The sequence below is a fragment of the Plantibacter sp. ME-Dv--P-122b genome (assembly GCF_030209375.1).
GTDB lineage: Bacteria > Actinomycetota > Actinomycetes > Actinomycetales > Microbacteriaceae > Plantibacter.
On record NZ_JARVSC010000001.1, the window covers coordinates 575779 to 599796 of the forward strand.

Genomic DNA, 24018 nt, shown 5'->3' on the forward strand with positions numbered 1-24018 from the left:
CGCCGAGGCGCTACCCTCGGTGAGTATGGAGCGCTCGCTCGAGACCAGTGTGAGTCAGGCCGTCGACGCCTGGTTCCGGTGGCTGCCGCGCTGGCACCCCGCCGCCCACCGTGGACGCACCCGGATCTGCCGCCGGTGCATCGGGTCCCCGATCCTCCGCGCAGCGGGCCTCGTCGACGACGTCCCGCACCAGGTGCAGCACGGCCTCGCCACCCGGATGAAGGCCATCGTCGACCACGCGGTGGCCGAGTACACCGAGCGGAACCTCCCCGTCCTGCGCGCCGAACTACGCGCGGCGGACCTGCGCGAGGCGCAGCGCTCCTACCGCCCGGGGGAGGGGCTCGACCCGGAGTTCGACGGGCTGCAGCTCGACCCCGATCCGGATCCCGAGCAGCCCTACCTCTTCACCCTCGCGGAGCTCGGCGAGTCCCAGGCGAGGGCCGTCCCGCCACCCCCGCCGCTGTCGGACGACGCGAAGGAGGCGCTGCGCACCGAGATCGCCCTCGCCGACCAGTGCGCGAACGAGACGGGGCGCCGCATCTGCGAACTCCTCGTCGGGCACCGACTCGCCATCCACGACGCCGTCGAGCGGTACGTCGAACCGCAGGTCACCGCGCTCCTCGACGACCTCGCGCTGGAGCTGGATTCCCCCACCTCGCCCTGGTAGCCGTCGGGGTTCACCCGGACGCAGGAGGGGAGATCTCCCCATCGTGCTGTCCGACACCCGTCACTATACTTTCGAGCACTTGTCATCAGCACGATCCATGCTCATTGGGGGCGCAACACCATGACCGATCCCGGAGATCAGAACCCGCAGCAGCCCCAGTGGCAGCGACCACCCGCTCAGCCCGACCCGCAGCAGGGATGGCAGGGCAACGGCCCGCAGCAGTCGGGCTCAGGCCAGCAGCAGACGGGCCAGTACGGACAGCAGTCGCCGTACGGGCAGTCGCCGACGCAGTCGTCCGGCCAGCACAGCCAGCAGACGGGCCAGTACGGACAGCAGTCCGGTCAGTACAGCCAGCAGACGGGACAGTACGGCCAGACGGCGCAGTACGGGCAGCAGCCGACCGAACAGTTCGGTCAGCAGGGTGCCGGTCAGTACGGGCAGCAGCCCACGGGACAGTACGGCCAGCAGCCCACCGAGCAGTACGGCCAGGCGCCCTACGCGCAGGGCGCCGGCGGGTACGGCGGCGGCCAGCAGCCGCCCAAGAAGAAGCTCTCGAAGAAGGGGCTCACCGGCATCATCGCAGGCGGGAGCGCCCTCCTCCTCATCATCGTCGGTGGCATCGTCGGTGTCAGCGTCGGCAACGCCCTCCACGCCCCGGAGGTGACGGTCAAGAGCTACCTCGACGCCCTCAAGTCGGGCGACGCCGAACAGGCGCTCAAGCTCTCCGGTACCGAGGTGTCGGCGGCCGACGTGCTGCTGACCGACGACGCGTACAAGGCTGCGTCCGGCAAGGTCTCCGGCTACACGATCGGGAAGACGACGACCAGCGGGAACACCGCGACCGTCGAGGCCCGTCTCACCCAGGGGGGCGAGAGTGTCGACCAGGAGTTCACGCTCACCAAGGTCGGCAAGGACGCGGTGCTCTTCGACAAGTGGAAGCTCGAGGCTCCCGAACTCAGCACGGTCCAGGTCGACGTGGTCGCCCCTGAGGACGCGGTCGCGACGGTCGGCGGCGTCGACCTCACCGACGTCGAACCGATCGCCGAGGGGTCGTACCAGCTGCGCGCCCTCCCCGGTACGTACGACGTCGCCCTCAGCGAGAGCGACTGGTACACCGCCGAGGCGACGACCACGACGGCCGTGGGCTTCGGTCAGGCCGCGGAACCCGCGACGCTCGCCGTCGCCCTCACCGACGCCGGGACGACCGCCGTCGAGGAGGCCGTCAACGCGTACATCGACGGCTGCGGTGCGGCGACGGAGCTCGCCCCGGAGGGGTGCCCCTTCGAGATCCGCAACGACACCGGCTTCACGCCGTCCGGCGTGACATGGAAGTTCGACACGCGCCCGACCTTCACGGTCGGCGAGTTCTCGGGCGGCGGCTGGGCCGTCGACTCCGAGACCGTCGGACGCATGTCGATGACCTGCACGCTGACCGACCCCGCCACCGGCCAGACCGGCCCGGGCTACAGCATCAACCCCGTCGACTTCATCGTCGGCGGCACGGTCGAGGGCTTCACCGACGAGGGCGCGACCTTCGTCCCCTTCCCGTAGACCGACACCTGGACGACCCCTGGGAGCACTGCTCCCGGGGGTCGTCATCGTTTGACCACAGGTCGTCCGCGGGCTAGTCTTGGTTGGGTGTGCGCGCTGTCGTGCGCTCTCGTGCTGTCCACGTTCTCCGGAGCCTGGCTCGGGGGAGCGGACAGCAGTCTTGCACCATCGGGTTGATCCCCGCCGGGCTGGTCCCGGTTGCAGATCGCCCCCACGGCATACCCACCATGAAAGCGACGCGCACTCGCGCGGCGCCGGTGGGTCCATACGACCTCGTGGTCCGGGAGACCGGTCCACGAATGCTGCAGTACCACTGTCACCGTGCAGTCATCATCAAGGAGCAAGTAGTGCCAACCATTCAGCAGTTGGTTCGGAAGGGCCGCAGCCCCAAGGTCGTCAAGACCAAGGCGCCCGCCCTGAAGAGCAACCCCCAGCAGGCCGGCGTGTGCACCCGCGTGTACACCACCACCCCGAAGAAGCCGAACTCGGCGATGCGCAAGGTCGCCCGCGTGAAGCTGCGCAACGGCACCGAGGTCACCGCGTACATCCCCGGTGAGGGCCACAACCTCCAGGAGCACTCGCTGGTCCTGGTCCGTGGTGGTCGCGTGAAGGACCTCCCGGGTGTCCGTTACAAGATCGTCCGTGGCGCCCTCGACACGCAGGCCGTCAAGAACCGCAAGCAGGCTCGCAGCCGCTACGGCGCGAAGATGGAGAAGAAGTAATGCCTCGCAAGGGTCCAGCTCCGAAGCGCCCCGTCGTCGCCGATCCCGTTTACGGCGCCCCCATCGTCAGCCAGCTCGTCAACAAGATCCTGCTGGACGGCAAGAAGGGCCTCGCTGAGCGCATCGTCTACGACGCACTCGAAGGCGTCACCGCCAAGAACCAGCAGGATGCCGTCGTCACGCTCAAGAAGGCGCTCGACAACGTCCGTCCGACCCTCGAGGTGCGTTCGCGCCGCGTCGGTGGTTCCACCTACCAGGTGCCGGTCGAGGTCAAGCCTCACCGCGCCAACACCCTCGCCCTGCGCTGGCTCGTGAGCTACGCGAAGGGCCGCCGCGAGAAGACGATGACCGAGCGTCTCCAGAACGAGATCCTCGACGCATCGAACGGTCTCGGTGCAGCCGTCAAGCGTCGTGAAGACACGCACAAGATGGCCGAGTCGAACAAGGCGTTCGCGCACTACCGCTGGTAGTCGCCGCCCGATGCGAGGGCGGGCGACCCGCCCGCCCTCGCATCACCGAGTGAATCAGCTCACCCCTACCTATCCCCGGAGGACCCCGTGGCACAAGACGTGCTCACCGACCTGAACAAGGTCCGCAACATCGGCATCATGGCCCACATCGATGCCGGCAAGACCACCACCACCGAGCGCATCCTGTTCTACACGGGCGTCAACCACAAGATCGGCGAGACCCACGACGGTGCGTCGACGATGGACTGGATGGCGCAGGAGCAGGAGCGCGGCATCACCATCACGTCCGCCGCGACGACCTGCTTCTGGAACAAGAACCAGATCAACATCATCGACACCCCCGGCCACGTCGACTTCACGGTCGAGGTCGAGCGTTCGCTCCGCGTCCTCGACGGCGCGGTCGCGGTGTTCGACGGCAAGGAGGGCGTCGAGCCCCAGTCCGAGACCGTCTGGCGTCAGGCCGACAAGTACGACGTCCCGCGCATCTGCTTCGTCAACAAGATGGACAAGCTCGGCGCCGACTTCTACTTCACCGTCGACACGATCATCAGCCGCCTCGGCGCGAAGCCGCTGGTCATCCAGCTGCCGATCGGTGCCGAGTCCAACTTCGAGGGCGTCGTCGACCTCGTCGAGATGCGTGCGCTCACCTGGCGCGGAGACGCCAAGGGTGACGTCGAGATGGGCGCCAAGTACGCCATCGAGGAGATCCCGGAAGACCTCAAGGAGAAGGCGGCCGAGTACCGCACCGCGCTCCTCGAGGCCGTCGCCGAGACCGATGACGCACTCATGGAGAAGTACTTCGGTGGCGAGGAGCTGACCGTCGCGGAGATCAAGGCCGCGATCCGTCACCTCACCATCACGAGCACGATGTACCCGGTCCTCTGTGGCTCCGCGTTCAAGAACCGCGGCGTCCAGCCGATGCTCGACGCCGTCATCGACTACCTCCCCTCCCCGCTCGACGTCCCGGCCATCGAGGCCCACGACGCACGCGACGAGGAGAAGGTCGTGGAGCGTCACCCCGACTCGACCGAGCCCTTCACCGCGCTCGCGTTCAAGGTCGCGGTGCACCCGTTCTTCGGTCGCCTGACGTACGTCCGCGTCTACTCGGGTCGTCTCGACTCCGGTGCGCAGATCATCAACTCGACCAAGGGCAAGAAGGAGCGCATCGGGAAGATCTTCCAGATGCACGCCAACAAGGAGAACCCGGTCGACTTCGTCACCGCCGGTCACATCTACGCGGTCATCGGCCTGAAGGACACCACCACCGGTGACACCCTGTCCGACCCGCAGCACCAGGTCGTCCTCGAGTCGATGAGCTTCCCGGAGCCCGTCATCGAGGTCGCGATCGAGCCGAAGACCAAGGCCGACCAGGAGAAGCTGGGCACCGCGATCCAGAAGCTGGCCGAAGAGGACCCGACGTTCCGCACCGAGCAGAACACCGAGACCGGCCAGACGGTCATCAAGGGCATGGGCGAGCTCCACCTCGACATCCTCGTCGACCGCATGAAGCGCGAGTTCAACGTCGAGGCCAACGTCGGCAAGCCGCAGGTCGCGTACCGCGAGACCATCAAGCGCAAGGTCGAGAAGTACGGCTACACGCACAAGAAGCAGACCGGTGGTTCGGGTCAGTTCGCGAAGATCCAGTTCGATCTGGAGCCGATGGACGTCACTCCGGAGACGACCTACGAGTTCGTGAACGCTGTGACCGGTGGTCGCATCCCGCGCGAGTACATCCCGTCGATCGACGCCGGTTTCCAGGACGCCCTGCAGGTCGGTGGCCTCGCCGGCTACCCGGTCGTGGGTGTCAAGGCGATCATCACCGATGGTGCGGCGCACGACGTCGACTCCTCGGAGATGGCGTTCAAGATCGCCGGCTCGATGGGTCTCAAGGAGGCCTACTCGCGTGCCAACCCCGTCCTCCTCGAGCCGCTCATGGCGGTCGAGGTGCGTACTCCTGAGGAGTACATGGGCGACGTCATCGGAGACCTCAACTCGCGCCGTGGACAGATCCAGTCCATGGACGACGCCACCGGCGTCAAGGTCATCCGTGCCAACGTGCCGCTCTCCGAGATGTTCGGCTACATCGGCGACCTCCGGTCGAAGACCTCTGGTCGTGCCGTGTACTCGATGACGTTCGAGAGCTACGCGGAGGTCCCGAAGGCAGTCGCCGACGAGATCATCCAGAAGAACAAGGGCGAGTAGTCACTCACTCTCTCTTCACCGCGGTCCGGTCGGGTGTGCGAACACCCGGGCGGATCGCGTAACATGAATACACATCCCTGCAGTGCGTCGGGCATCGAATGGTGCCCGGCGTCCCGCACAACGTCCTGAGGAGGACTCACAGTGGCAAAGGCCAAGTTCGAGCGGACCAAGCCGCACGTCAACATCGGTACGATCGGTCACGTCGACCACGGCAAGACCACGCTCACCGCGGCGATCTCGAAGGTCCTGGCGGACAAGTTCCCGTCCGCGACCAACGTGCAGCGCGACTTCGCGTCGATCGACTCCGCGCCGGAAGAGCGTCAGCGTGGTATCACGATCAACATCTCGCACGTCGAGTACGAGACCCCGAAGCGCCACTACGCGCACGTCGACGCCCCCGGTCACGCTGACTACATCAAGAACATGATCACCGGTGCTGCGCAGATGGACGGCGCGATCCTGGTCGTCGCCGCCACTGACGGCCCGATGGCTCAGACGCGTGAGCACGTGCTGCTCGCCAAGCAGGTCGGCGTCCCCTACCTGCTCGTCGCGCTGAACAAGTCCGACATGGTCGACGACGAGGAGATCCTGGAGCTCGTCGAGCTCGAGGTCTCCGAGCTCCTCGCCTCGCAGGGCTTCGCTGAGGACGCACCGGTCGTCCGCGTCTCGGGCCTCAAGGCGCTCGAGGGCGACGAGAAGTGGGTGCAGAGCATCCTCGACCTCATGGACGCCGTGGACGCCAACGTCCCCGACCCCGTGCGCGACAAGGACAAGCCCTTCCTCATGCCGATCGAGGACGTCTTCACGATCACCGGTCGTGGAACCGTCGTCACGGGCCGCGCCGAGCGTGGCACGCTCGCGATCAACTCCGAGGTCGAGATCGTCGGCATCCGCCCGACGCAGAAGACGATCGTCACGGGTATCGAGATGTTCCACAAGCAGCTCGACGAGGCATGGGCCGGCGAGAACTGTGGTCTCCTGCTCCGTGGCACGAAGCGTGAAGACGTCGAGCGCGGCCAGGTCGTCGTGAAGCCGGGTTCGGTCACGCCGCACACGAACTTCGAGGGCACCGCGTACATCCTGTCCAAGGATGAGGGTGGGCGTCACAACCCGTTCTACGCGAACTACCGTCCGCAGTTCTACTTCCGCACCACCGACGTCACCGGCGTCATCACGCTGCCCGAGGGCACCGAGATGGTCATGCCCGGCGACACCACCGACATGACCGTTGAGCTGATCCAGCCCATCGCCATGGAGGTCGGCCTCGGCTACGCCATCCGCGAGGGTGGCCGCACCGTCGGCGCCGGCACCGTCACCAAGGTGCTCGCGTAAGCATCCGCTGACGCGAACCCCTGGTCGACCTCAGGGTCGACACGGTTCCACACGAAGGGCCCGGAGCATCACGCTCCGGGCCCTTCGTCGTGCGCGCCGTCGGCCGGTCGGCGACCCGGTGACTCATATGTAAGATATCGGGCGACCCATTCCGTATCGAGCCGCCCGAGGTGACCGTGTCCCGTTCGTCCAGCCGTCCGCGTCGTCTGCCACGCCCACGTGTCCTGATCCCGAGCGTCGTCGCACTATCCGTTCTGCTCGGCATCGCCGGCGCCACCGTGTCGGCGGCTGCGGAGGCCATGTCCGTCCGGGATGAACTCGAGTCGGTCCTGCCGGAGCTCGAGACGATCCGGGCGGGCGTCGATGGCGGCGCCACCGATGGGATCGACCCTGCCGCCGTGCAGCGCGCCGGCGACGCAGTCGAGCGGGCACTGGCGTCGACGCGGCGGCCTGACTGGTGGCTCGCCGAACGGGTGCCCGTCTCCGGGGCGAACTTCGAGGCGGTGCGCACGGCGGTCGAAGCCGCCCACGTGGTCGTCGACGAGGTCGTCGAGCCGGTCCTCGACCTGTCGCTCGACGGACTGGCGATCGACGGGCGATTGGACACCGAGCGGGTGGGGAGACTGGCCCGGACCTCGGCGCGCGCGCTCGAGCGACTCGAGGAGCAGGTGGCGCGCCTCGACCGCCTGGACCGTACGGTGCTCCTGCCGCAGGTGGCGTCGGCGCTGGGCGGACTTGACGGACCGCTGCGCGAGGCGTCGTCGCTCGCCGCGCGGCTCGCCCCGGTGCTGCGGGCGCTACCCGGGTTCCTGGGGGAGGAGGGACCGCGAGACGTGGTCGTGCTCTTCCAGAACTCCGCGGAGAGTCGAGCCCTCGGTGGCATCGCAGGAGCGTCGGTGCTCGTGCACGTCGAGGACGGAGTGCTCGGCGTGACCAGGACCCTCGGCGGCGCGGACTTCGTGTCGCACGCCGATCCGGTGGTACCGCTTCCGGCCGATGCCGACGCGCTCTACCGGACCGAGGGCTACGCTGCCGCCGGCACCTCCATCCATGAAGTGACGGCGCGACCGCACTTCCCCTACGGCGCGCAGGTGGCCTCGCGGCTCTGGCAGGAGAGCCAGGGTGTCACGCCGGACCTGGTGCTGGCCGTGGATCCAGTCGCGTTGTCCCGTCTGCTGTGGGCGACCGGCCCCGTGGTGCTGGCCGACGGCACGGAGGTGTCGAGCGACACGGTCGTCGACGAGCTCCTGAATCGTGTGTACCGAGACCACCCCGGTCTCAGCGACGAGGCGAACCGCGCGCAGGACGCGACCTTCACCGCCGTCGTACAGGCGCTCACATCGCAGCTGCAGGCGGGGTCCATGGTGGTGCCCAGGGCGATCGACGGTTGGGTCCAAGCGGTCGACGAGCGGCGTCTGCTCGCGTGGAGTCCAGACCGTGTCGAGGAGCGGGCACTGGTGCTCGCCGGGGTCGGCGGCACCCTGCCCGAGCGTTCGTCGCGCTCGGTGCCGTTCGGGCTCTACCTCTCGGACGCGGTCGGGTCCAAGCTCGAGTTCTACCTTCGGCAGCAGGTACGTGTCCGTGCGGGGTCGTGCGACGTCGACGGGACGCGCACGGTCATGGTCGCGTCGGAGCTCTCCAACACGATCGACACGGAGCCGGAGCTCGACACGGAGGCGTTCGACTACATCGCGGGGTTCCACGAGCGCGAAGGGCTCCCACGCGGTTGGATGCGCCTGCGGGTCATGGCCTACGTGCCCGACGGAGCCGACGTCCGCTCGGTTCGCGTGGATGGCGTCGAGGTCCCGTACACGGCCGGATCGGACGACGGACACCCGGTCGCCTACGTGGTGGTGACGATCGCTCCGGGCGCGACGGTGGCGCTCGACGTCGATGCGGACGTGTCCGGTGCCACGGTCGACGCAGTGCGGTTCACGGGTACCCCGGGGGTGCGTCCGGTCGAGGTCGACAACGTCGTCGAGCCCTGCTGAGCAGTGGTGCATCGGTGCCGGTGGCGCCCGAGACTGGGCGGATCCTGACCATCCGCCGCCCGCGACACGCCCGGGTTGCACGCATGGTGGATCCGTGGCAAACTAGTCCAGTTCAGTATTTCGGACGAGCGTGCCTGTGCGCGCTCCGGCGGATCACTGCCAGGTAGTGCATAGGAGCTCCCAGACGCGGCAACGCGACAGGGATCGAGCCTAGGCCGCGGGTAGCAGAACACCAATCACTTCATCGCAATCCAGGTCGCAGCAGTGCTGCGCCCAGCGCCGACCACGAGTCGGGGTGGAATCCGGTGGATGACCACGAGGGTCGCAAGACACGAGTGGTCGTTGACAGCAGAACAGTGGTGCGACACCAGTAGTGCCAATGGCGCGGAGCAACCGAACGTTGCAAAGCGCACGATATGCGTCCAATACGGAGCGATCCGCACGACGCGAGACAGAGAGTGAGTCACACATGGCGGGACAGAAGATCCGCATCCGACTGAAGTCGTATGACCATGAGGTCATCGATACTTCGGCGCGCAAGATCGTCGACACGGTCACCCGTGCAGGCGCAACCGTCGTCGGCCCCGTGCCGCTTCCGACGGAGAAGAACGTGGTCTGCGTGATCCGTTCGCCGCACAAGTACAAGGACAGCCGGGAGCACTTCGAAATGCGCACCCACAAGCGTCTGATCGACATCATCGACCCGACCCCGAAGGCCGTCGACTCGCTCATGCGTCTCGACCTGCCGGCGGACGTCAACATCGAGATCAAGCTCTGAGCTCGGTAGAGACGGAAGGAAGACATGTCTAACACGAAGACCAGCAAGGGTCTGCTCGGCACCAAGCTCGGCATGACCCAGGTGTGGGACGAGAACAACAAGCTCGTTCCCGTCACCGTCATCGAGATCACGCCCAACGTGGTCACGCAGGTTCGCACCCCCGAGGTCGACGGCTACGACGCCGTGCAGATCGCGTACGGCCAGATCGATCCCCGCAAGGTCAGCAAGCCTGACGCGGGTCACTTCGACAAGGCCGGCGTGACGCCGCGTCGCCACCTCACCGAGGTCCGCACCGCCGACGCATCCGAGTACTCGCTCGGCCAGGAGCTCACCGTCGACGGTGTCTTCGAGGCCGGCCAGAAGGTCGACGTCGTCGGCACTTCGAAGGGTAAGGGTTTCGCCGGTGTCATGAAGCGTCACAACTTCAAGGGCATGGGCGCATCTCACGGTGCTCACCGCAACCACCGCAAGCCGGGCTCCATCGGCGCCTCCTCGACCCCGAGCCGTGTCTTCAAGGGCATGCGCATGGCCGGTCGTATGGGTGGCGAGCGCGTCACCGTGCTGAACCTCCGGGTTCACGCCGTTGACGCCGAGAAGGGCCTGCTGCTCGTCAAGGGTGCCGTTCCCGGCGCTCGTGGCCGTATCGTATTCGTCCGCACCGCAGTGAAGGGAGCGTAGTTCCATGGCTATCGCTACTCTCGACGTGCTCGACACCAAGCTCAAGAAGGCCGGCACCGTCGACCTTCCTGCCGAGGTGTTCGACGTTCAGACCAACATCCCGCTCATCCACCAGGTGGTCGTCGCGCAGCTCGCTGCCGCCCGCCAGGGGACGCACAAGACCAAGCGCCGCGGCGAAGTGTCCGGTGCCGGCCGCAAGCCGTTCAAGCAGAAGGGTACGGGTAACGCTCGTCAGGGCTCCATCCGTGCACCTCAGATGACCGGCGGTGGCATCGTCCACGGTCCAGTGCCCCGCAACTACGCGCAGCGCACCCCCAAGAAGATGATCGCCGCGGCTCTCCTCGGTGCCATCTCCGACCGCGCACGCGGCAGCCGCCTGCACGTCGTCGACTCCCTCTCGATCGGTGAGAAGCCGTCGACGAAGGCCGTGTCCGAGTACCTGACGAACGTCGCTTCCTCGAAGCACGTCCTGATCGTCCTCCAGCGCGACGACGAGCTCAGCCTCCGCAGCGTCCGCAACCTGCAGAACGTGCACGTGCTGTCGTACGACCAGCTGAACGCATACGACGTGCTCGTCTCCGACGACATCGTCTTCACCAAGGCCGCCTTCGAGGCATTCGTCGCCAGCAAGACCGGCAACACGGCCGCAACCGAGGAGGTCTCGGCATGACCGCGATCAACAAGGACCCGCGCGACGTCATCTTCGCGCCGGTCGTCTCCGAGAAGAGCTACAGCCTGATCGACGAAGGCAAGTACACCTTCCTCGTCGACCCGCGCTCGAACAAGACCGAGATCAAGCTCGCCATCGAGAAGATCTTCGGTGTCGAGGTCGCTTCGATCAACACCCTCACCCGTCAGGGCAAGACCCGTCGCACCAAGTTCGGCACCGGCAAGCGCAAGGACACCAAGCGCGCCATCGTGTCGCTCAAGTCGGGTTCCATCGACATCTTCACGGCTGTTGGCTAAGACGGCCGGGAACGAAGAGGAATAAGAAATGGCTATTCGTAAGTACAAGCCCACGACTCCTGGTCGTCGCGGTTCGTCTGTCGCGGACTTCGCGGAGATCACCCGCACCACGCCGGAGAAGTCGCTGCTTCGTCCGTTGTCGAAGACCGGTGGTCGCAACAACCAGGGCCGCATCACGACGCGTCACATCGGTGGTGGCCACAAGCGCCAGTACCGTCTGATCGACTTCCGTCGCAACGACAAGGACGGCGTCAACGCCAAGGTCGCTCACATCGAGTACGACCCCAACCGCACCGCGCGTATCGCGCTGCTCCACTTCGTGGACGGCACCAAGCGGTACATCCTGGCTCCGAACAAGCTCAGCCAGGGCGACGTGGTCGAGTCGGGTGCCGGCGCGGACATCAAGCCCGGTAACAACCTGCCGCTGAAGAACATCCCCACCGGTACGGTCATCCACGCGATCGAGCTCCGTCCCGGCGGCGGCGCGAAGATGGCCCGCTCCGCGGGTGCATCGGTGCGTCTCGTCGCGAAGGACGGCCCGTACGCGCAGCTCCGTCTGCCGTCCGGTGAGATCCGCAACGTCGACCTGCGCTGCCGCGCCACCATCGGTGAGGTCGGCAACGCCGAGCAGTCGAACATCAACTGGGGTAAGGCCGGCCGGAAGCGCTGGCTGGGCGTCCGCCCGACCGTCCGTGGTGTCGCGATGAACCCGATCGACCACCCGCACGGTGGTGGTGAGGGCAAGACCTCCGGTGGACGTCACCCGGTCAGCCCGTGGGGCCAGAAGGAAGGCCGCACGCGCCACCCCAACAAGGAAAGCGACAAGCTCATCGTTCGTCGTCGTACCGCCGGCAAGAAGCGTAAGTAGGAGTAAGAGAAGATGCCACGCAGTCTCAAGAAGGGCCCCTTCGTCGACGACCACCTGCTCCGCAAGGTCGTCACGGCGAACGAGGCCAACAACAAGAACGTGATCAAGACCTGGTCGCGTCGATCGATGATCATCCCGGCGATGCTGGGTCACACCATCGCCGTCCACGACGGTCGCAAGCACATCCCGGTGTTCGTCACCGAGACGATGGTCGGGCACAAGCTCGGCGAGTTCGCGCCCACCCGCACCTTCCGTGGACACGTGAAGGACGACAAGAAGGGCCGTCGCCGCTAACGCGGTGACGTGAAGGAGGAAGAGAAATGGTGGAGTCGATCGCCCGCGTGCGACACATCCGCGTCACCCCCCAGAAGGCCCGTCGTGTCGTCGCGCTCATCCGTGGCAAGCAGGCTCAGGAGGCCTTGGCCATCCTGAAGTTCGCACCACAGAGCGCCAGCGAGCCCATCTACAAGCTCGTTGCCTCGGCCATCGCGAACGCTCGCGTCACGGCCGACAAGGACAACGTGTTCCTTGACGAGCAGGACCTGTACATCGCGAAGGCGTACGTCGATGAGGGTGCAACCCTCAAGCGTTTCCGTCCCCGCGCACAGGGCCGCGCGTTCCGCATCCTCAAGCGCACCAGCCACATCACCGTCGAGCTCTCGACGCCTGATGAGACTGCCGGCGCTGCCAAGGCCAAGAAGGTGAGCAAGTAATGGGTCAGAAAGTCAATCCATACGGCTTCCGTCTGGGAATCACGACCGACCACGTGTCGCGTTGGTTCTCCGACAGCACGAAGAAGGGTCAGCGTTACAGCGACTTCGTCGCGGAAGACGTCAAGATCCGCCGTCTGCTGGCGACCTCGCTCGACCGCGCTGGTGTCAGCCGCATCGAGATCGAGCGCACCCGTGACCGCGTCCGCGTCGACATCCACACCGCCCGTCCGGGCATCGTGATCGGTCGCCGTGGCGCCGAGGCCGAGCGCATCCGCGCAGACCTCGAGAAGCTCACGAAGAAGCAGATCCAGCTGAACATCCTCGAGGTCAAGAACCCCGAGGCCGACGCTCAGCTCGTCGCGCAGGGCATCGCCGAGCAGCTCTCCGCACGTGTGGCATTCCGCCGCGCGATGCGTAAGGGCCTGCAGGGTGCTCAGCGCACGTCCACCGTCAAGGGTGTCCGCATCCAGGTGTCCGGCCGCCTCGGCGGCGCCGAGATGAGCCGTTCCGAGTTCTACCGCGAAGGCCGTGTGCCGCTGCACACGCTCCGCGCGAACATCGACTACGGCTTCTACGAGGCGAAGACCACGTTCGGCCGCATCGGCGTGAAGGTCTGGATCTACAAGGGCGACATCACCAACAAGGAGCTTGCTCGCGAGCAGGCCAACCAGAAGTCGACGCGTCCGGAACGTCGCGACGGTGGCGACCGCCCCCGTCGGAACGCCGGTCCGAGCAGCGCCCCCAAGGCAGCTGCTGAGGCGCCCGCCGCCGCAGGAGTTGAGGCATAACCATGTTGATCCCACGCAAAGTCAAGCACCGGAAGCAGCACCACCCCGGCCGTTCCGGCCAGGCGACCGGTGGCACCAAGGTGTCGTTCGGTGAGTTCGGTATCCAGGCCCTGACGCCCGCTTACGTGACCAACCGTCAGATCGAGTCCGCTCGTATCGCCATGACGCGTCACATCAAGCGTGGCGGAAAGGTGTGGATCAACATCTACCCCGACCGTCCGCTGACCAAGAAGCCCGCCGAAACCCGCATGGGTTCCGGTAAGGGTTCGCCCGAGTGGTGGGTCGCGAACGTCAAGCCGGGTCGTGTGCTGTTCGAGGTCGCCGGAGTCGATGAGACCCTGGCCCGCGAGGCGCTGACCCGTGCAATCCACAAGCTGCCCCTCAAGGCACGCATCATCAAGCGCGAGGAGGGCGACGCATAATGGCGATCGGATCCAAGGAGCTCACCCCCGTCGAGCTCGACACCTTTGAAGACCAGCGCCTCATCGAGGAGCTCCGCAAGGCCAAGGAAGAGCTGTTCAACCTGCGCTTCCAGTCGGCCACGGGGCAGCTCGAGAACCACGGCCGCCTGCGCGCCGTGAAGCGCGACATCGCTCGCATCTACACGGTCATCCGTGAGCGCGAGCTCGGCATCCGGGCCACGCCGACCGTCGAGGTCGTCGAGGCCAAGGCTGAGAAGAAGACCAAGAAGGCCAAGGCCGCACCGAAGTCCGAGGACACCGCTGCAGTCGACGCCGAGACCACGAAGGAGGCCTAGACATGGCTACCGCTACTGACAAGGCCCCCGAGGGTCACGAGTCGGCCGAGCACGACGTCAAGGACGCCGCTGCTCGTGGCTACCGCAAGACCCGCCGTGGTCTGGTGACCAGCGACAAGATGGAGAAGACCATCGTCGTCGAGGTCGAGGACCGCGTGAAGCACCCGCTCTACGGCAAGGTCATCCGCCGCACCTCCAAGGTCAAGGCTCACGACGAGGCGAACTCCGCCGGCATCGGCGACCTCGTCCTGATCAGCGAGACCCGCCCCACCAGCGCCACCAAGCGCTGGCGTCTGGTCGAGATTCTCGAGAAGGCCAAGTAGGCCTCGCGGCTTACTGAGAGGAAAGCGAACAATGCTTCAGCAAGAATCACGAGTCAAGGTCGCCGACAACACCGGCGCCAAGGAGCTCCTGACCATTCGCGTGCTCGGTGGCTCCGGCCGCCGCTACGCGGGCCTCGGTGACACCATCGTCGCGACCGTCAAGGACGCGATCCCCGGTGGCAACGTCAAGAAGGGCGACGTCGTCAAGGCGGTCATCGTCCGCACCCGCAAGCAGACCCGTCGTTCCGACGGTTCATACATCAAGTTCGACGAGAACGCCGCTGTCATCCTGAAGGCTGACGGGGACCCCCGTGGTACCCGCATCTTCGGACCGGTCGGTCGCGAGCTTCGTGACAAGAAGTTCATGAAGATCGTCTCGTTGGCGCCGGAGGTTATCTAAGTCATGGCAAAGATCAAGAAGGGCGACCTGGTTCAGGTCGTCTCCGGCCCGAAGCAGGACCGCGGTGGTTACCGCGGCAAGCAGGGTCGCGTCATCGAGGTCCTGGCGGACAAGAACCGGGTGATCGTGGAGGGCGTCAACTACGTCACGAAGCACTCCCGTGTCGGCCAGACCCAGCGTGGAACGAAGACCGGCGGCATCGAGACCGTCGAGGCTTCGATCCACATCTCCAACGTCGCGCTCGTCGACCCGGAGACCAAGGGCCCGACCAAGGTCGGCCACCGCAACGAGGAAGTCACGAAGGACGGCGTCACCAAGACGGTCCGCGTTCGTTACGCCAAGAAGTCAGGTAAGGACCTGTAATGACCGACACAGAAGTGGCGACTGGCAAAATCCAGCCCCGTCTCAAGCAGAAGTACCGCGCTGAGATCCTTCCGCAGCTGCAGAAGGACTTCGGCTTCACGAACGTGCACCAGGTGCCCGGACTCGTGAAGGTCGTCGTCAACACCGGTGTGGGCGAGGCCGCTCGCGACAGCAAGGTCATCGACGGCGCTGTTTCGGACCTCACCAAGATCACCGGCCAGAAGCCGCAGGTCACCAAGGCACGCAAGTCCATCGCGCAGTTCAAGCTGCGCGAGGGTCAGCCCATCGGCGCCCACGTCACGCTTCGTGGCGACCGCGCCTGGGAGTTCCTCGACCGCCTGCTGAGCCTCGCTCTTCCGCGTATCCGCGACTTCCGCGGTCTCTCGGACAAGCAGTTCGACGGCAACGGCAACTACACCTTCGGTCTCCAGGAGCAGTCCATGTTCCACGAGATCGACCAGGACAAGATCGATCGTGTCCGCGGCTTCGACATCACCGTCGTGACCACGGCCAAGAACGACGACGAGGGTCGCGCGCTGCTCAAGGCGCTCGGCTTCCCGTTCAAGGCGGCTGAGTCCAAGTAGGCTGAGCTTCTGCCCGGTCCTCGGTGTATGTCGAGGACCGGGCTTCCGCCCGTTCGGGGCACTCCTGCCCAGAACGGTTCAACCACCACAGGTCGGCACCCTTGCACAGGATGTCGAAACCTGGTGAACAAAGGAAACACTCGATATGACCATGACAGATCCGGTCGCAGACATGCTGACCAGACTGCGCAATGCGAACTCGGCGCACCACGACACCGTGTCGATGCCGCACTCCAAGCTCAAGGTGAACATCGCCGAGATCCTCAAGTCCGAGGGCTACATCTCCGGCTGGGAGGTCGCTGACGCGGCCGTCGGACAGACGCTCTCGCTGAGCCTCAAGTTCGGCCCGAACCGCGAGCGCTCCATCGCCGGCATCAAGCGCGTCTCGAAGCCCGGCCTCCGCGTCTACGCGAAGTCGAACGAGATCCCCAAGGTCCTCGGCGGCCTCGGCGTCGTCATCCTGTCCACCTCCAGCGGCCTCCTCACGGACCGCCAGGCCGAGAAGAAGGGCGTGGGTGGGGAAGTCCTCGCCTACGTGTGGTAGCCAGTCATGTCTCGTATTGGAAGACTCCCCATCGACATCCCGGCAGGCGTCACCATCGACGTCGCCGGTCAGAACGTCACCGTCAAGGGCCCGAAGGGTGAGCTCCAGCTCACCGTCGCGAGCCCCATCGAGGTCAAGCTCGAAGACGCACAGCTGCTGGTCACGCGTCCCGACGACGAGCGCAACTCGCGCTCGCTCCACGGCCTGACCCGCACGCTCATAGCGAACCAGATCATCGGCGTCACCCAGGGCTACACCAAGGGCCTCGAGGTCGTCGGAACCGGTTACCGCGTCGCTCAGAAGGGCAGCGCCGTCGAGTTCGCGCTCGGCTTCTCGCACCCCGTCACCGTCGAGCCGCCGGTCGGCATCACGCTGACCGTCGAGGGCAACAACAAGCTCACGGTCGCCGGTATCGACAAGCAGGCCGTCGGCGAGGTCGCCGCCAACATCCGTAAGATCCGCAAGCCCGAGCCGTACAAGGGCAAGGGTGTGCGCTACGCCGGCGAGATCGTGCGTCGCAAGGCCGGAAAGGCTGGTAAGTAACCATGGCTCGTCCAACGAAGACTGCCGCACGTGGCCGTCGCCACACGCGTCTGCGCAAGAAGGTCGAGGGCACCGCGGTCCGTCCGCGCCTCGTCGTCAACCGTTCAGCCCGTCACGTGTTCGTGCAGGTTGTCGATGACACGAAGGGTCACACCCTCGTCTCCGCCTCGACCATGGAGGACACCCTCCGGACGTTCGACGGCGACAAGACCGCCAAGTCGCGCAAGGTCGGCGAACTCATCGCCGAGCGTGCCAAGGCAGCCGGCATCGACGATGTCGTATTTGACCGTGGAGGCAACCGCTACGCAGGTCGCGTGGCAGCAATTGCCGATGGTGCTCGAGAGGGCGGATTGAACCTGTGAGCGAAGACAACAAGCAGCAGCAAGAGCCTGTGGCGACCGTGGCCGAGGCCCCGGTCGAGACCGCGGCATCGACGGCGCCCACCGGCGACCGCGAGCCGCGCGAGGCGCGCCGCGGAGGCCGCGAGCGCAACCCCAACCGCGACCGCGGTAGCCGCGACAGCGACAAGAGCCAGTTCCTGGAGCGCGTCGTGACCATCAACCGTGTCTCGAAGGTCGTGAAGGGTGGTCGTCGCTTCAGCTTCACCGCCCTCGTGGTCGTCGGTGACGGCAACGGCATGGTCGGCGTCGGCTACGGCAAGGCTCGCGAAGTCCCGCTCGCGATCGCGAAGGGCGTCGAAGAGGCGAAGAAGAACTTCTTCCGCGTCCCGCGCGTCGGCTCGACCATCCCGCACCCCACCCAGGGTGAGGCAGCAGCCGGTGTGGTGCTCCTGCGCCCCGCCGCCGCTGGTACCGGTGTCATCGCCGGTGGTCCCGTCCGCGCCGTCCTCGAGTGCGCCGGCATCCACGACGTGCTGAGCAAGTCGCTCGGTTCGTCCAACACGATCAACATCGTCCACGCGACCGTCACGGCGCTGAAGCAGCTCGAGGAACCTCGTGCCGTCGCAGCCCGTCGTGGTCTCGAGTTCGACCAGGTCGCTCCGGCCCGCCTGCTCCGTGCAGAGGCAGAGGCCGTTCAGGCGGCCGCTGCTGCGAAGGTAGGTGCCTGATGGCCCAGCTGAGGATCACCCAGATCAAGGGCAGAATTAGTGAGAAGCAGAACCAGCGCGACACGCTTCGCAGCCTGGGTCTCCGTCGCATCGGTGCTGTCGTCGTCCGCCCGGACAACGCACAGAACCGCGGCTACGTGAACACTGTTGCTCACCTCGTACAGGTTGAGGAGATCGACTAATGGCTGAGAAGAACGAAACCACTGAGGAGAAGGCCCCCAAGGCCGCTGCCAAGGCAGCTCCGAAGACGGCTGCCGCGAAGGCCGAGCCCAAGGCGAAGGCGGCTCCCAAGGCTGCTGCAGCCAAGAAGCCCGCGAAGGACGAGCCCGCTGAGAAGCGCGAGCAGGTCCTGAAGGTGCACCACCTCCGTCCCGCCGCCGGTGCCAAGAAGTCCCGGATGCGCGTGGGTCGTGGTGAGGCGTCCAAGGGTAAGACCGCTGGTCGCGGTACCAAGGGTACGAAGGCGCGTTACAACGTCAAGGTCGGCTTCGAGGGTGGGCAGATGCCGCTGCACATGCGCACCCCGAAGCTCCGTGGCTTCAAGAACCCCTTCCGCGTCGAGTACCAGGTCGTGAACCTGGAGAAGCTCGCCGAGCTGTACCCGAAGGGTGGCGACGTCACCACGGTGGACCTCGTCGCCAAGGGTGCCGTCCGGAAGAACGAGAAGGTCAAGGTTCTCGGAAACGGTGACATCTCGGTTAAGCTGAATGTCGCGGTCGACAAGGTCTCCGGCTCAGCTGAGCAGAAGATCGTGGCAGCCGGGGGCAGCGTCAAGTAGCCCTCGGCCGGCTCCGCACAGGAGCTCACTCGGGTGGCCGGCATCATGCCGGTCACCCGGGCCGACCCCGCAACATCTCACAGGAGGCCCCTTTTGTTCAGCGCCATCGGCCGGATCTTCCGGACCCCGGATCTTCGTCGCAAGATCGGGTTCACGCTCGGGATCATCGCCATCTACCGGCTGGGGTCCTTCATCCCCGCTCCGTTCGTGAACTTCCCGAACGTGCAGCAGTGCCTCGCGAACCAGCAGGCCGCCGGCGCATCAGGCCTCTACGAGCTCGTCAACCTCTTCAGTGGTGGCGCGCTCCTCCAACTGTCCATCTTCGCGCTGGGCATCATGCCCTACATCACCGCGTCGATCATCGTCCAGCTCCTCCGCGTGGTCATCCCGCACTTCGAGACGCTGCACAAAGAAGGCCAGGCCGGTCAGGGCAAGCTGACGCAGTACACGCGGTACCTCACGATCTTCCTCGGCATCCTCCAGTCGACGACGCTCATCACCGTCGCCAAGAGCGGCGCGCTGTTCGGCAACCAGGGCGGCGTCTGCGCCGACCTCATCACCGCCCAGGGCGGCACCTGGTACGGCATGCTCCTCATGGTCGTCACCATGACCGCGGGCACCGGCCTCGTCATGTGGATGGCCGAGCTCGTCACCGAGCGGGGCGTCGGCAACGGCATGTCGCTCCTCATCTTCACCTCGATCGCAGCCACCTTCCCGGGCTCGCTGGCCGCCATCTGGACCGCGAAGGGCCCGGAGGTCTTCCTCCTCGTCCTCGCCGTCGGCCTCGTGATCGTCGGACTCGTCGTCTTCGTCGAGCAGTCGCAACGTCGCATCCCCGTGCAGTACGCGAAGCGGATGGTCGGACGCCGGACGTACGGCGGCAACAACACCTACATCCCCATCAAGGTCAACATGGCCGGTGTGGTGCCCGTCATCTTCGCATCCTCGATCCTGTACCTGCCTGCCCTCATCGCGCAGTTCAACCAGCCGACGACCGGCACCCCGGCACCCTGGGTCCTGTGGATCCAGCAGTACCTCACCAAGGGTGACCACCCGCTGTACATGCTCATGTACTTCCTGCTCATCGTCGGCTTCACCTACTTCTACGTCGCGATCACCTTCAACCCTGAAGAGGTCGCCGACAACATGAAGAAGTACGGCGGGTTCATCCCCGGCATCAGAGCGGGCCGCCCGACCGCCGAGTACCTCGACTACGTGTTGACGCGCGTGACCCTGCCCGGATCGATCTATCTGGGGTTGATCGCGCTCCTGCCGCTCATCGCCCTGGCGCTGGTCGGCGCGAACGCGAACTTCCCGTTCGGTGGGGCGTCGATCCTCATCATCGTGGGTGTCGGACTCGAGACGGTCAAGCAGATCGATTCGCAGCTCCAGCAGCGCCACTATGAAGGGCTCCTGCGTTGAGCGCGGCGTCCGGCAAGCCCCGTCTCCTCATCGTCGGTCCTCCGGGATCCGGCAAGGGCACCCAGGCGGCCTTCCTCGCGGAGCACTTCGACATCCCCGCGATCTCGACGGGCGACATCTTCCGCGCGAACATCAAGGAGGGTACGGCGCTCGGCAAGCAGGTCCAGGCGATCGTGAGCGAGGGCGGGTACGTCCCCGACTCCCTGACGAACGAGATCGTCCGCGACCGGCTCCACCAGCCCGACGCCGTCGAAGGGTTCCTGCTCGACGGGTACCCGCGGACCACCGACCAGGTCGTCGCTCTGGACGCACTGCTCGCTGAGAGCGACGCGAGCCTCGACGCCGTCGTGCAGCTGCAGGCCGACACGGAAGAGGTCGTCGCACGACTCCTCAAGCGTGCCGCCGAGCAGGGTCGCACCGACGACACGGAAGACGTCATCCGTCACCGGCTCGAGCTCTACGCGCACGAGACGGCTCCGCTGATCGAGGTCTTCACCGCCCGCGGGCTCGTCGTGGCCGTCGACGGTCTCGGCGAGGTGGACGAGGTCACCGCTCGGATCGACGCGGCCCTCGCTGCTCGAGGCATCGTCGTCCCGGCCGTCTGACCCTCGGGCACGTCCATCACGGTGTTCCGGGAGTCGATCGACAGGACGCCTGAGCCCGTCCGTGTGATGACGGCGGGGGAGCCGGTCGCGGCGGGTCCCGTCAATAGGTCGCGCGCTGCGGCGGACAGGCCCCGCCTGCTCATCGTCGGTTCCCCGGGAACAGGGAAGGGCGCGACGGCAGCGCTCCTTGCCGAGCGCTTCGGTATCCCGGCGATCTCCTCGAGCGACATGTTCCGCGCGAGCGTCACGCGTGGCACCGACCTCGGGAAGCAGCTGCAGGCCATCGTCAACGAGGGCGGCGAGGTCCCGGGCCCGCTCACGGACGAGATCGTGCGCGAGCGGCTCCACCAGCCCGATGCCTCGGACGGTTTCGTCCTCGACGGGTACCCGCGGACGGCCGACCAGGTCGCCGTGCTCGACGCGCTACTGGCCGAGAGCGGTGCACGCCTCGACGCCGTCGTGCAGCTGCAGGCCGACACCGAGGCGGTCGTCGAGCGACTGCTCGAGCGTGCTCCCGTGAAGGCGCGCGCCGACGCCGCGGCCGCTGAGGTGATCCGCCTCCGGCTGACCCGATACGAGCAGGAGACCGCCCCGCTCATCGAGGCGTTCGCGGTTCGTGGGCTCCTGGTGACCGTCGACGGTCTCGGCGACGTCGCCGAGGTGACCGCGCAGATCGATGCCGCCCTCGCCGAGCGCGGCCTGAACGTCCTCACGGACTGACCGGACGGGAGTCCACCACAGTGTTCCGAAAGTCCATCTACAAGACGCCTGACCAGATCCGCGCCATGATCGCGCCGGGGCTGGCCACGGCGGCATCGCTCGATGCGGTGCGCGCCCTGGTCGCCCCCGGGGTGACGACGCTCCAGCTCGACGCGGCTGCCGAGGCCGCCATCGTCGCCGCAGGCGGGCACTCCAACTTCAAGCTCGTCCCCGGCTATCGCCACACGGTGTGCACCTCGGTCAACGAGGACGTCGTGCACGGCATCCCCGGATCCCGCGTGCTGCAGGCGGGCGACATCGTGTCGATCGACAGCGGCGCCGAGATCGACGGTTGGAACGGCGACTCGGCGATGACCATCGTGCTGCCCGACCCCGCGCACCCGGAGCTCGTCAGCGAACGCGAACGACTCTCGGCGGTGACGGAGGGGTCGTTGTGGGCCGGGATCGCCGAGCTCGCGACCGCCCGGCACCTCAATCAGGTCGGTGCGGCGATCGAGGAGTACGTCGAGGACCACTCGCCCGAGGGGAAGCCCTACGGGATCCTCACCGACTACGTCGGGCACGGCATCGGACGCACGATGCACGAGGCACCGCCGGTGTTCAACTACCGGGTCCGCCAGCGTGGTCCGGAAGTGAAGCCCGGACTCGTGGTGGCCATCGAGCCCATGGTGGTGGCCGGGAGCCCCGACACCTTCGTCCGCGACGACGAGTGGACCGTGGCCACGCTCGACGGTGGCTCGGCGGCGCACTGGGAACACAGCGTCGCCGTGCACCGCGACGGCATCTGGGTCCTGACCGCCCACGATGGCGGTGCCGCGGCCCTCGCCGCGTTCGGCGTCACCCCGGTTCGTCCCGCCTGAGCGAGCGGCCGTCGAGTCGCCATCCGGGTTCCACCCGTCCCGGTAGAGTTGCTCGGCATGAGCGTGCCGATCGTGTTCCTTCTCGACGTCCTCCCCGCAGACACCGTCATCGACGGCGCCGACCTCGCGGCCTCGATCACGTCGGCCGGCGACGGGTCCGGCGTCCTGAGCGTCTTCGACCTCGGCCCCGCGCGGGGGGACGGGATCTTCGAGACGATCGGCGTCGTCGGTCGACACCCGCAGTCGGTCGAGGCGCACCTCGATCGCCTCACCGAGTCGGCGGCGATCCTCGATCTGCCCGCGCCGAACCACGCGCAGTGGCGGCTCGCCATCGCTCGCGCGGTCGCGGGACTCCCCGACGTCGATCAGAGCGCCGTCCGACTGGTCCTGACGCGGGGGAGTGGCGGACGCCCGACCGCGTGGATCTCCGCGACGCCGGCTGACGGCTTCCCCGAGCGCGAGACCGGCATCGAGGTCGTCCTGCTCGACCGAGGCCTCCCGAGCGACGTGCAGGAGCATTCGCCGTGGCTGCTCGCCGGAGCCAAGACGCTGTCGTACGCGGTCAACATGGCCGCGCTCCGTGAGGCGCACCGACGTGGAGCGGACGACGTGCTCTTCGTCAGCAGCGACGGCTTCGTCCTCGAGGGCCCCACCTCCACCGTGGTCGTGCGGATCGACGGGATCTTCGTGACACCGCCGCCCTCGAGCGGCATCCTGCCCGGCACGACGCAGCTCGCCCTGTGGGCGTATCTCGACGAGCAGGGGATCGCCCACGAATACCGGATGCTGACGCCTGCGGACGTGCTCGACGCGGAAGCGGCGTGGCTGCTCTCCAGCGTCCGACTGGCCGCGCCGGTGCGTGGCGTGGACGGACGTCCGCTGCCGATGGACGCCGGTCTCACGGCACAGATCAACGACGCGCTGCGCTCCCGCACCGACTGACGGGCCCTGGCCGACGTTGAGTTGGCGAAACCCGGAAACATAGCATAGAATCGATCTTTGGTGCTTTCTGCATGCCTTCGGCGAGCCGACATCCGCACCGCAATCCATCCGCACGACCAGTGCGACTCAACCTGAGCGACAGTGAGGCTATGGCCAAAAAAGACGGCGTCATCGAGATCGAGGGCCAAGTGGTCGAGGCTCTGCCCAACGCGATGTTCCGCGTTGAGCTGACCAACGGACACAAGGTACTTGCCCACATTTCGGGCAAAATGCGTCAGCACTACATCCGCATCCTCCCAGAGGACCGCGTGATCGTGGAACTGACCCCCTACGACCTGACCCGTGGTCGGATCGTCTACCGCTACAAGTAGGTCGCGCTGTA

At 66.5% G+C, this 24018-nt stretch carries 33 protein-coding genes; all 33 read left to right on the plus strand.

The genetic code is table 11. The features are described 5' to 3' along the window. The first annotated feature begins 25 nt into the window (after positions 1–25). Positions 26–667, plus strand: a complete 642-nt coding sequence (locus QRN19_RS02690; protein ID WP_285025068.1) for a spermidine/putrescine ABC transporter substrate-binding protein — start codon at positions 26–28, stop codon at positions 665–667. Positions 668–787: 120 nt separating this feature from the next. Next, complete coding sequence (locus QRN19_RS02695; protein ID WP_285025069.1) at positions 788–2218, plus strand: zinc ribbon domain-containing protein; 1431 nt, start codon at positions 788–790, stop codon at positions 2216–2218. Positions 2219–2565: 347 nt separating this feature from the next. Beyond that, positions 2566–2940 carry a 30S ribosomal protein S12 gene (gene rpsL, locus QRN19_RS02700; RefSeq protein ID WP_056008169.1) on the plus strand — a complete coding sequence of 125 codons (375 nt, stop codon included), beginning with the start codon at positions 2566–2568 and terminating at the stop codon, positions 2938–2940. Next, a complete protein-coding gene (gene rpsG / locus QRN19_RS02705) occupies positions 2940–3410 on the plus strand; it encodes a 30S ribosomal protein S7 (protein WP_056008166.1) in 471 nt (156 codons plus the stop codon). The genes rpsL and rpsG overlap by 1 nt, the downstream gene beginning before the upstream one ends. Before the next feature lie 87 nt (positions 3411–3497). After that, complete coding sequence (fusA, locus tag QRN19_RS02710; RefSeq protein WP_064296706.1) at positions 3498–5612, plus strand: elongation factor G; 2115 nt, start codon at positions 3498–3500, stop codon at positions 5610–5612. Between the two features lie 141 nt (positions 5613–5753). Beyond that, on the plus strand, positions 5754–6944 hold the full coding sequence (gene tuf, locus QRN19_RS02715; RefSeq protein WP_064296705.1) for an elongation factor Tu: 1191 nt from the start codon (positions 5754–5756) through the stop codon (positions 6942–6944). 176 nt (positions 6945–7120) lie between these two features. After that, complete coding sequence (locus tag QRN19_RS02720; protein WP_285025070.1) at positions 7121–8935, plus strand: DUF4012 domain-containing protein; 1815 nt, start codon at positions 7121–7123, stop codon at positions 8933–8935. 469 nt (positions 8936–9404) lie between these two features. Further along, the gene (gene rpsJ / locus QRN19_RS02725; protein ID WP_005050520.1) at positions 9405–9713 is read left to right on the plus strand and encodes a 30S ribosomal protein S10; all 309 of its coding nucleotides are present in this window, start codon (positions 9405–9407) and stop codon (positions 9711–9713) included. Between the two features lie 24 nt (positions 9714–9737). Next, positions 9738–10391 (plus strand): 50S ribosomal protein L3, encoded by a 654-nt coding sequence (rplC, locus tag QRN19_RS02730; protein ID WP_285025125.1) that lies wholly within the window; start codon positions 9738–9740, stop codon positions 10389–10391. A gap of 4 nt (positions 10392–10395) precedes the next feature. Beyond that, positions 10396–11061, plus strand: a complete 666-nt coding sequence (gene rplD / locus QRN19_RS02735; protein ID WP_124768819.1) for a 50S ribosomal protein L4 — start codon at positions 10396–10398, stop codon at positions 11059–11061. Further along, on the plus strand, positions 11058–11357 hold the full coding sequence (rplW, locus tag QRN19_RS02740) for a 50S ribosomal protein L23 (RefSeq protein WP_056008147.1): 300 nt from the start codon (positions 11058–11060) through the stop codon (positions 11355–11357). Before rplD ends, rplW begins: the two co-directional genes overlap by 4 nt. 28 nt (positions 11358–11385) lie before the next feature. Then, positions 11386–12225, plus strand: coding sequence for a 50S ribosomal protein L2 (rplB, locus tag QRN19_RS02745; protein ID WP_064296701.1), 840 nt, complete (start codon positions 11386–11388; stop codon positions 12223–12225). A 12-nt stretch (positions 12226–12237) separates the two neighbouring features. Further along, entirely contained in the window at positions 12238–12519 is a 282-nt protein-coding gene (rpsS, locus tag QRN19_RS02750) for a 30S ribosomal protein S19 (protein ID WP_064296700.1), read from the plus strand. A 26-nt stretch (positions 12520–12545) separates the two neighbouring features. Beyond that, on the plus strand, positions 12546–12938 hold the full coding sequence (gene rplV / locus QRN19_RS02755) for a 50S ribosomal protein L22 (protein ID WP_056008137.1): 393 nt from the start codon (positions 12546–12548) through the stop codon (positions 12936–12938). After that, entirely contained in the window at positions 12938–13726 is a 789-nt protein-coding gene (gene rpsC, locus QRN19_RS02760) for a 30S ribosomal protein S3 (protein WP_064296699.1), read from the plus strand. The genes rplV and rpsC overlap by 1 nt, the downstream gene beginning before the upstream one ends. Positions 13727–13728: 2 nt before the next feature. After that, positions 13729–14148, plus strand: a complete 420-nt coding sequence (rplP, locus tag QRN19_RS02765; RefSeq protein WP_064296698.1) for a 50S ribosomal protein L16 — start codon at positions 13729–13731, stop codon at positions 14146–14148. Beyond that, positions 14148–14483, plus strand: coding sequence for a 50S ribosomal protein L29 (gene rpmC, locus QRN19_RS02770; RefSeq protein WP_285025129.1), 336 nt, complete (start codon positions 14148–14150; stop codon positions 14481–14483). Before rplP ends, rpmC begins: the two co-directional genes overlap by 1 nt. Positions 14484–14485: 2 nt before the next feature. After that, complete coding sequence (gene rpsQ / locus QRN19_RS02775; protein ID WP_056008125.1) at positions 14486–14806, plus strand: 30S ribosomal protein S17; 321 nt, start codon at positions 14486–14488, stop codon at positions 14804–14806. Between the two features lie 31 nt (positions 14807–14837). Then, positions 14838–15206: a 50S ribosomal protein L14 gene (gene rplN / locus QRN19_RS02780; RefSeq protein ID WP_064296696.1), complete on the plus strand. Its 369-nt coding sequence runs from the start codon at positions 14838–14840 to the stop codon at positions 15204–15206. A 3-nt stretch (positions 15207–15209) separates the two neighbouring features. Then, positions 15210–15569 (plus strand): 50S ribosomal protein L24, encoded by a 360-nt coding sequence (gene rplX / locus QRN19_RS02785; protein WP_056008121.1) that lies wholly within the window; start codon positions 15210–15212, stop codon positions 15567–15569. After that, on the plus strand, positions 15569–16153 hold the full coding sequence (gene rplE / locus QRN19_RS02790) for a 50S ribosomal protein L5 (RefSeq protein ID WP_056008119.1): 585 nt from the start codon (positions 15569–15571) through the stop codon (positions 16151–16153). Before rplX ends, rplE begins: the two co-directional genes overlap by 1 nt. 145 nt (positions 16154–16298) lie before the next feature. Beyond that, positions 16299–16697 carry a 30S ribosomal protein S8 gene (gene rpsH, locus QRN19_RS02795; RefSeq protein ID WP_064296695.1) on the plus strand — a complete coding sequence of 133 codons (399 nt, stop codon included), beginning with the start codon at positions 16299–16301 and terminating at the stop codon, positions 16695–16697. A 6-nt stretch (positions 16698–16703) separates the two neighbouring features. Continuing rightward, complete coding sequence (rplF, locus tag QRN19_RS02800) at positions 16704–17240, plus strand: 50S ribosomal protein L6 (RefSeq protein ID WP_064296694.1); 537 nt, start codon at positions 16704–16706, stop codon at positions 17238–17240. Positions 17241–17242: 2 nt separating this feature from the next. Then, positions 17243–17602: a 50S ribosomal protein L18 gene (gene rplR / locus QRN19_RS02805; RefSeq protein ID WP_064296693.1), complete on the plus strand. Its 360-nt coding sequence runs from the start codon at positions 17243–17245 to the stop codon at positions 17600–17602. A 38-nt stretch (positions 17603–17640) separates the two neighbouring features. Continuing rightward, positions 17641–18309: a 30S ribosomal protein S5 gene (gene rpsE, locus QRN19_RS02810; protein WP_229939737.1), complete on the plus strand. Its 669-nt coding sequence runs from the start codon at positions 17641–17643 to the stop codon at positions 18307–18309. Further along, positions 18309–18491 (plus strand): 50S ribosomal protein L30, encoded by a 183-nt coding sequence (gene rpmD / locus QRN19_RS02815; protein WP_079001710.1) that lies wholly within the window; start codon positions 18309–18311, stop codon positions 18489–18491. The genes rpsE and rpmD overlap by 1 nt, the downstream gene beginning before the upstream one ends. Further along, positions 18491–19087 carry a 50S ribosomal protein L15 gene (gene rplO / locus QRN19_RS02820; RefSeq protein ID WP_079705265.1) on the plus strand — a complete coding sequence of 199 codons (597 nt, stop codon included), beginning with the start codon at positions 18491–18493 and terminating at the stop codon, positions 19085–19087. Before rpmD ends, rplO begins: the two co-directional genes overlap by 1 nt. Before the next feature lie 93 nt (positions 19088–19180). Next, positions 19181–20509 (plus strand): preprotein translocase subunit SecY, encoded by a 1329-nt coding sequence (gene secY / locus QRN19_RS02825; RefSeq protein WP_064296691.1) that lies wholly within the window; start codon positions 19181–19183, stop codon positions 20507–20509. Next, positions 20506–21114 (plus strand): adenylate kinase, encoded by a 609-nt coding sequence (locus tag QRN19_RS02830; RefSeq protein WP_285025131.1) that lies wholly within the window; start codon positions 20506–20508, stop codon positions 21112–21114. Before secY ends, QRN19_RS02830 begins: the two co-directional genes overlap by 4 nt. Positions 21115–21180: 66 nt before the next feature. Continuing rightward, positions 21181–21834: an adenylate kinase gene (locus tag QRN19_RS02835; protein ID WP_285025133.1), complete on the plus strand. Its 654-nt coding sequence runs from the start codon at positions 21181–21183 to the stop codon at positions 21832–21834. A 20-nt stretch (positions 21835–21854) separates the two neighbouring features. Next, the gene (gene map, locus QRN19_RS02840; protein WP_285025135.1) at positions 21855–22694 is read left to right on the plus strand and encodes a type I methionyl aminopeptidase; all 840 of its coding nucleotides are present in this window, start codon (positions 21855–21857) and stop codon (positions 22692–22694) included. A 57-nt stretch (positions 22695–22751) separates the two neighbouring features. Beyond that, positions 22752–23636: an aminodeoxychorismate lyase gene (locus QRN19_RS02845; protein ID WP_285025136.1), complete on the plus strand. Its 885-nt coding sequence runs from the start codon at positions 22752–22754 to the stop codon at positions 23634–23636. Between the two features lie 149 nt (positions 23637–23785). Next, positions 23786–24007 carry a translation initiation factor IF-1 gene (gene infA, locus QRN19_RS02850; RefSeq protein WP_017885304.1) on the plus strand — a complete coding sequence of 74 codons (222 nt, stop codon included), beginning with the start codon at positions 23786–23788 and terminating at the stop codon, positions 24005–24007. Positions 24008–24018: the final 11 nt, after the last annotated feature.

Excerpts from the sequence above, each read along its gene's own strand:
- rpmD (WP_079001710.1), top strand. The coding sequence starts at position 18,309 with ATGGCCCAGCTGAGGATCACCCAGATCAAGGGCAGAATTAGTGAGAAG.
- rplB (WP_064296701.1), top strand. The coding sequence starts at position 11,386 with ATGGCTATTCGTAAGTACAAGCCCACGACTCCTGGTCGTCGCGGTTCG.
- rpsH (WP_064296695.1), top strand. The coding sequence starts at position 16,299 with ATGACCATGACAGATCCGGTCGCAGACATGCTGACCAGACTGCGCAAT.
- rplW (WP_056008147.1), top strand. The coding sequence starts at position 11,058 with ATGACCGCGATCAACAAGGACCCGCGCGACGTCATCTTCGCGCCGGTC.
- rplO (WP_079705265.1), top strand. The coding sequence starts at position 18,491 with ATGGCTGAGAAGAACGAAACCACTGAGGAGAAGGCCCCCAAGGCCGCT.
- rpsS (WP_064296700.1), top strand. The coding sequence starts at position 12,238 with ATGCCACGCAGTCTCAAGAAGGGCCCCTTCGTCGACGACCACCTGCTC.
- rpsG (WP_056008166.1), top strand. The coding sequence starts at position 2,940 with ATGCCTCGCAAGGGTCCAGCTCCGAAGCGCCCCGTCGTCGCCGATCCC.
- rplF (WP_064296694.1), top strand. The coding sequence starts at position 16,704 with ATGTCTCGTATTGGAAGACTCCCCATCGACATCCCGGCAGGCGTCACC.
- rpsJ (WP_005050520.1), top strand. The coding sequence starts at position 9,405 with ATGGCGGGACAGAAGATCCGCATCCGACTGAAGTCGTATGACCATGAG.
- rpmC (WP_285025129.1), top strand. The coding sequence starts at position 14,148 with ATGGCGATCGGATCCAAGGAGCTCACCCCCGTCGAGCTCGACACCTTT.
- rpsC (WP_064296699.1), top strand. The coding sequence starts at position 12,938 with ATGGGTCAGAAAGTCAATCCATACGGCTTCCGTCTGGGAATCACGACC.
- rplC (WP_285025125.1), top strand. The coding sequence starts at position 9,738 with ATGTCTAACACGAAGACCAGCAAGGGTCTGCTCGGCACCAAGCTCGGC.
- QRN19_RS02690 (WP_285025068.1), top strand. The coding sequence starts at position 26 with ATGGAGCGCTCGCTCGAGACCAGTGTGAGTCAGGCCGTCGACGCCTGG.
- QRN19_RS02835 (WP_285025133.1), top strand. The coding sequence starts at position 21,181 with ATGACGGCGGGGGAGCCGGTCGCGGCGGGTCCCGTCAATAGGTCGCGC.
- rplX (WP_056008121.1), top strand. The coding sequence starts at position 15,210 with ATGGCAAAGATCAAGAAGGGCGACCTGGTTCAGGTCGTCTCCGGCCCG.
- rplD (WP_124768819.1), top strand. The coding sequence starts at position 10,396 with ATGGCTATCGCTACTCTCGACGTGCTCGACACCAAGCTCAAGAAGGCC.
- rplR (WP_064296693.1), top strand. The coding sequence starts at position 17,243 with ATGGCTCGTCCAACGAAGACTGCCGCACGTGGCCGTCGCCACACGCGT.
- rplP (WP_064296698.1), top strand. The coding sequence starts at position 13,729 with ATGTTGATCCCACGCAAAGTCAAGCACCGGAAGCAGCACCACCCCGGC.
- QRN19_RS02695 (WP_285025069.1), top strand. The coding sequence starts at position 788 with ATGACCGATCCCGGAGATCAGAACCCGCAGCAGCCCCAGTGGCAGCGA.
- rpsQ (WP_056008125.1), top strand. The coding sequence starts at position 14,486 with ATGGCTACCGCTACTGACAAGGCCCCCGAGGGTCACGAGTCGGCCGAG.
- rplE (WP_056008119.1), top strand. The coding sequence starts at position 15,569 with ATGACCGACACAGAAGTGGCGACTGGCAAAATCCAGCCCCGTCTCAAG.
- rplV (WP_056008137.1), top strand. The coding sequence starts at position 12,546 with ATGGTGGAGTCGATCGCCCGCGTGCGACACATCCGCGTCACCCCCCAG.
- rplN (WP_064296696.1), top strand. The coding sequence starts at position 14,838 with ATGCTTCAGCAAGAATCACGAGTCAAGGTCGCCGACAACACCGGCGCC.
- infA (WP_017885304.1), top strand. The coding sequence starts at position 23,786 with ATGGCCAAAAAAGACGGCGTCATCGAGATCGAGGGCCAAGTGGTCGAG.
- QRN19_RS02845 (WP_285025136.1), top strand. The coding sequence starts at position 22,752 with ATGAGCGTGCCGATCGTGTTCCTTCTCGACGTCCTCCCCGCAGACACC.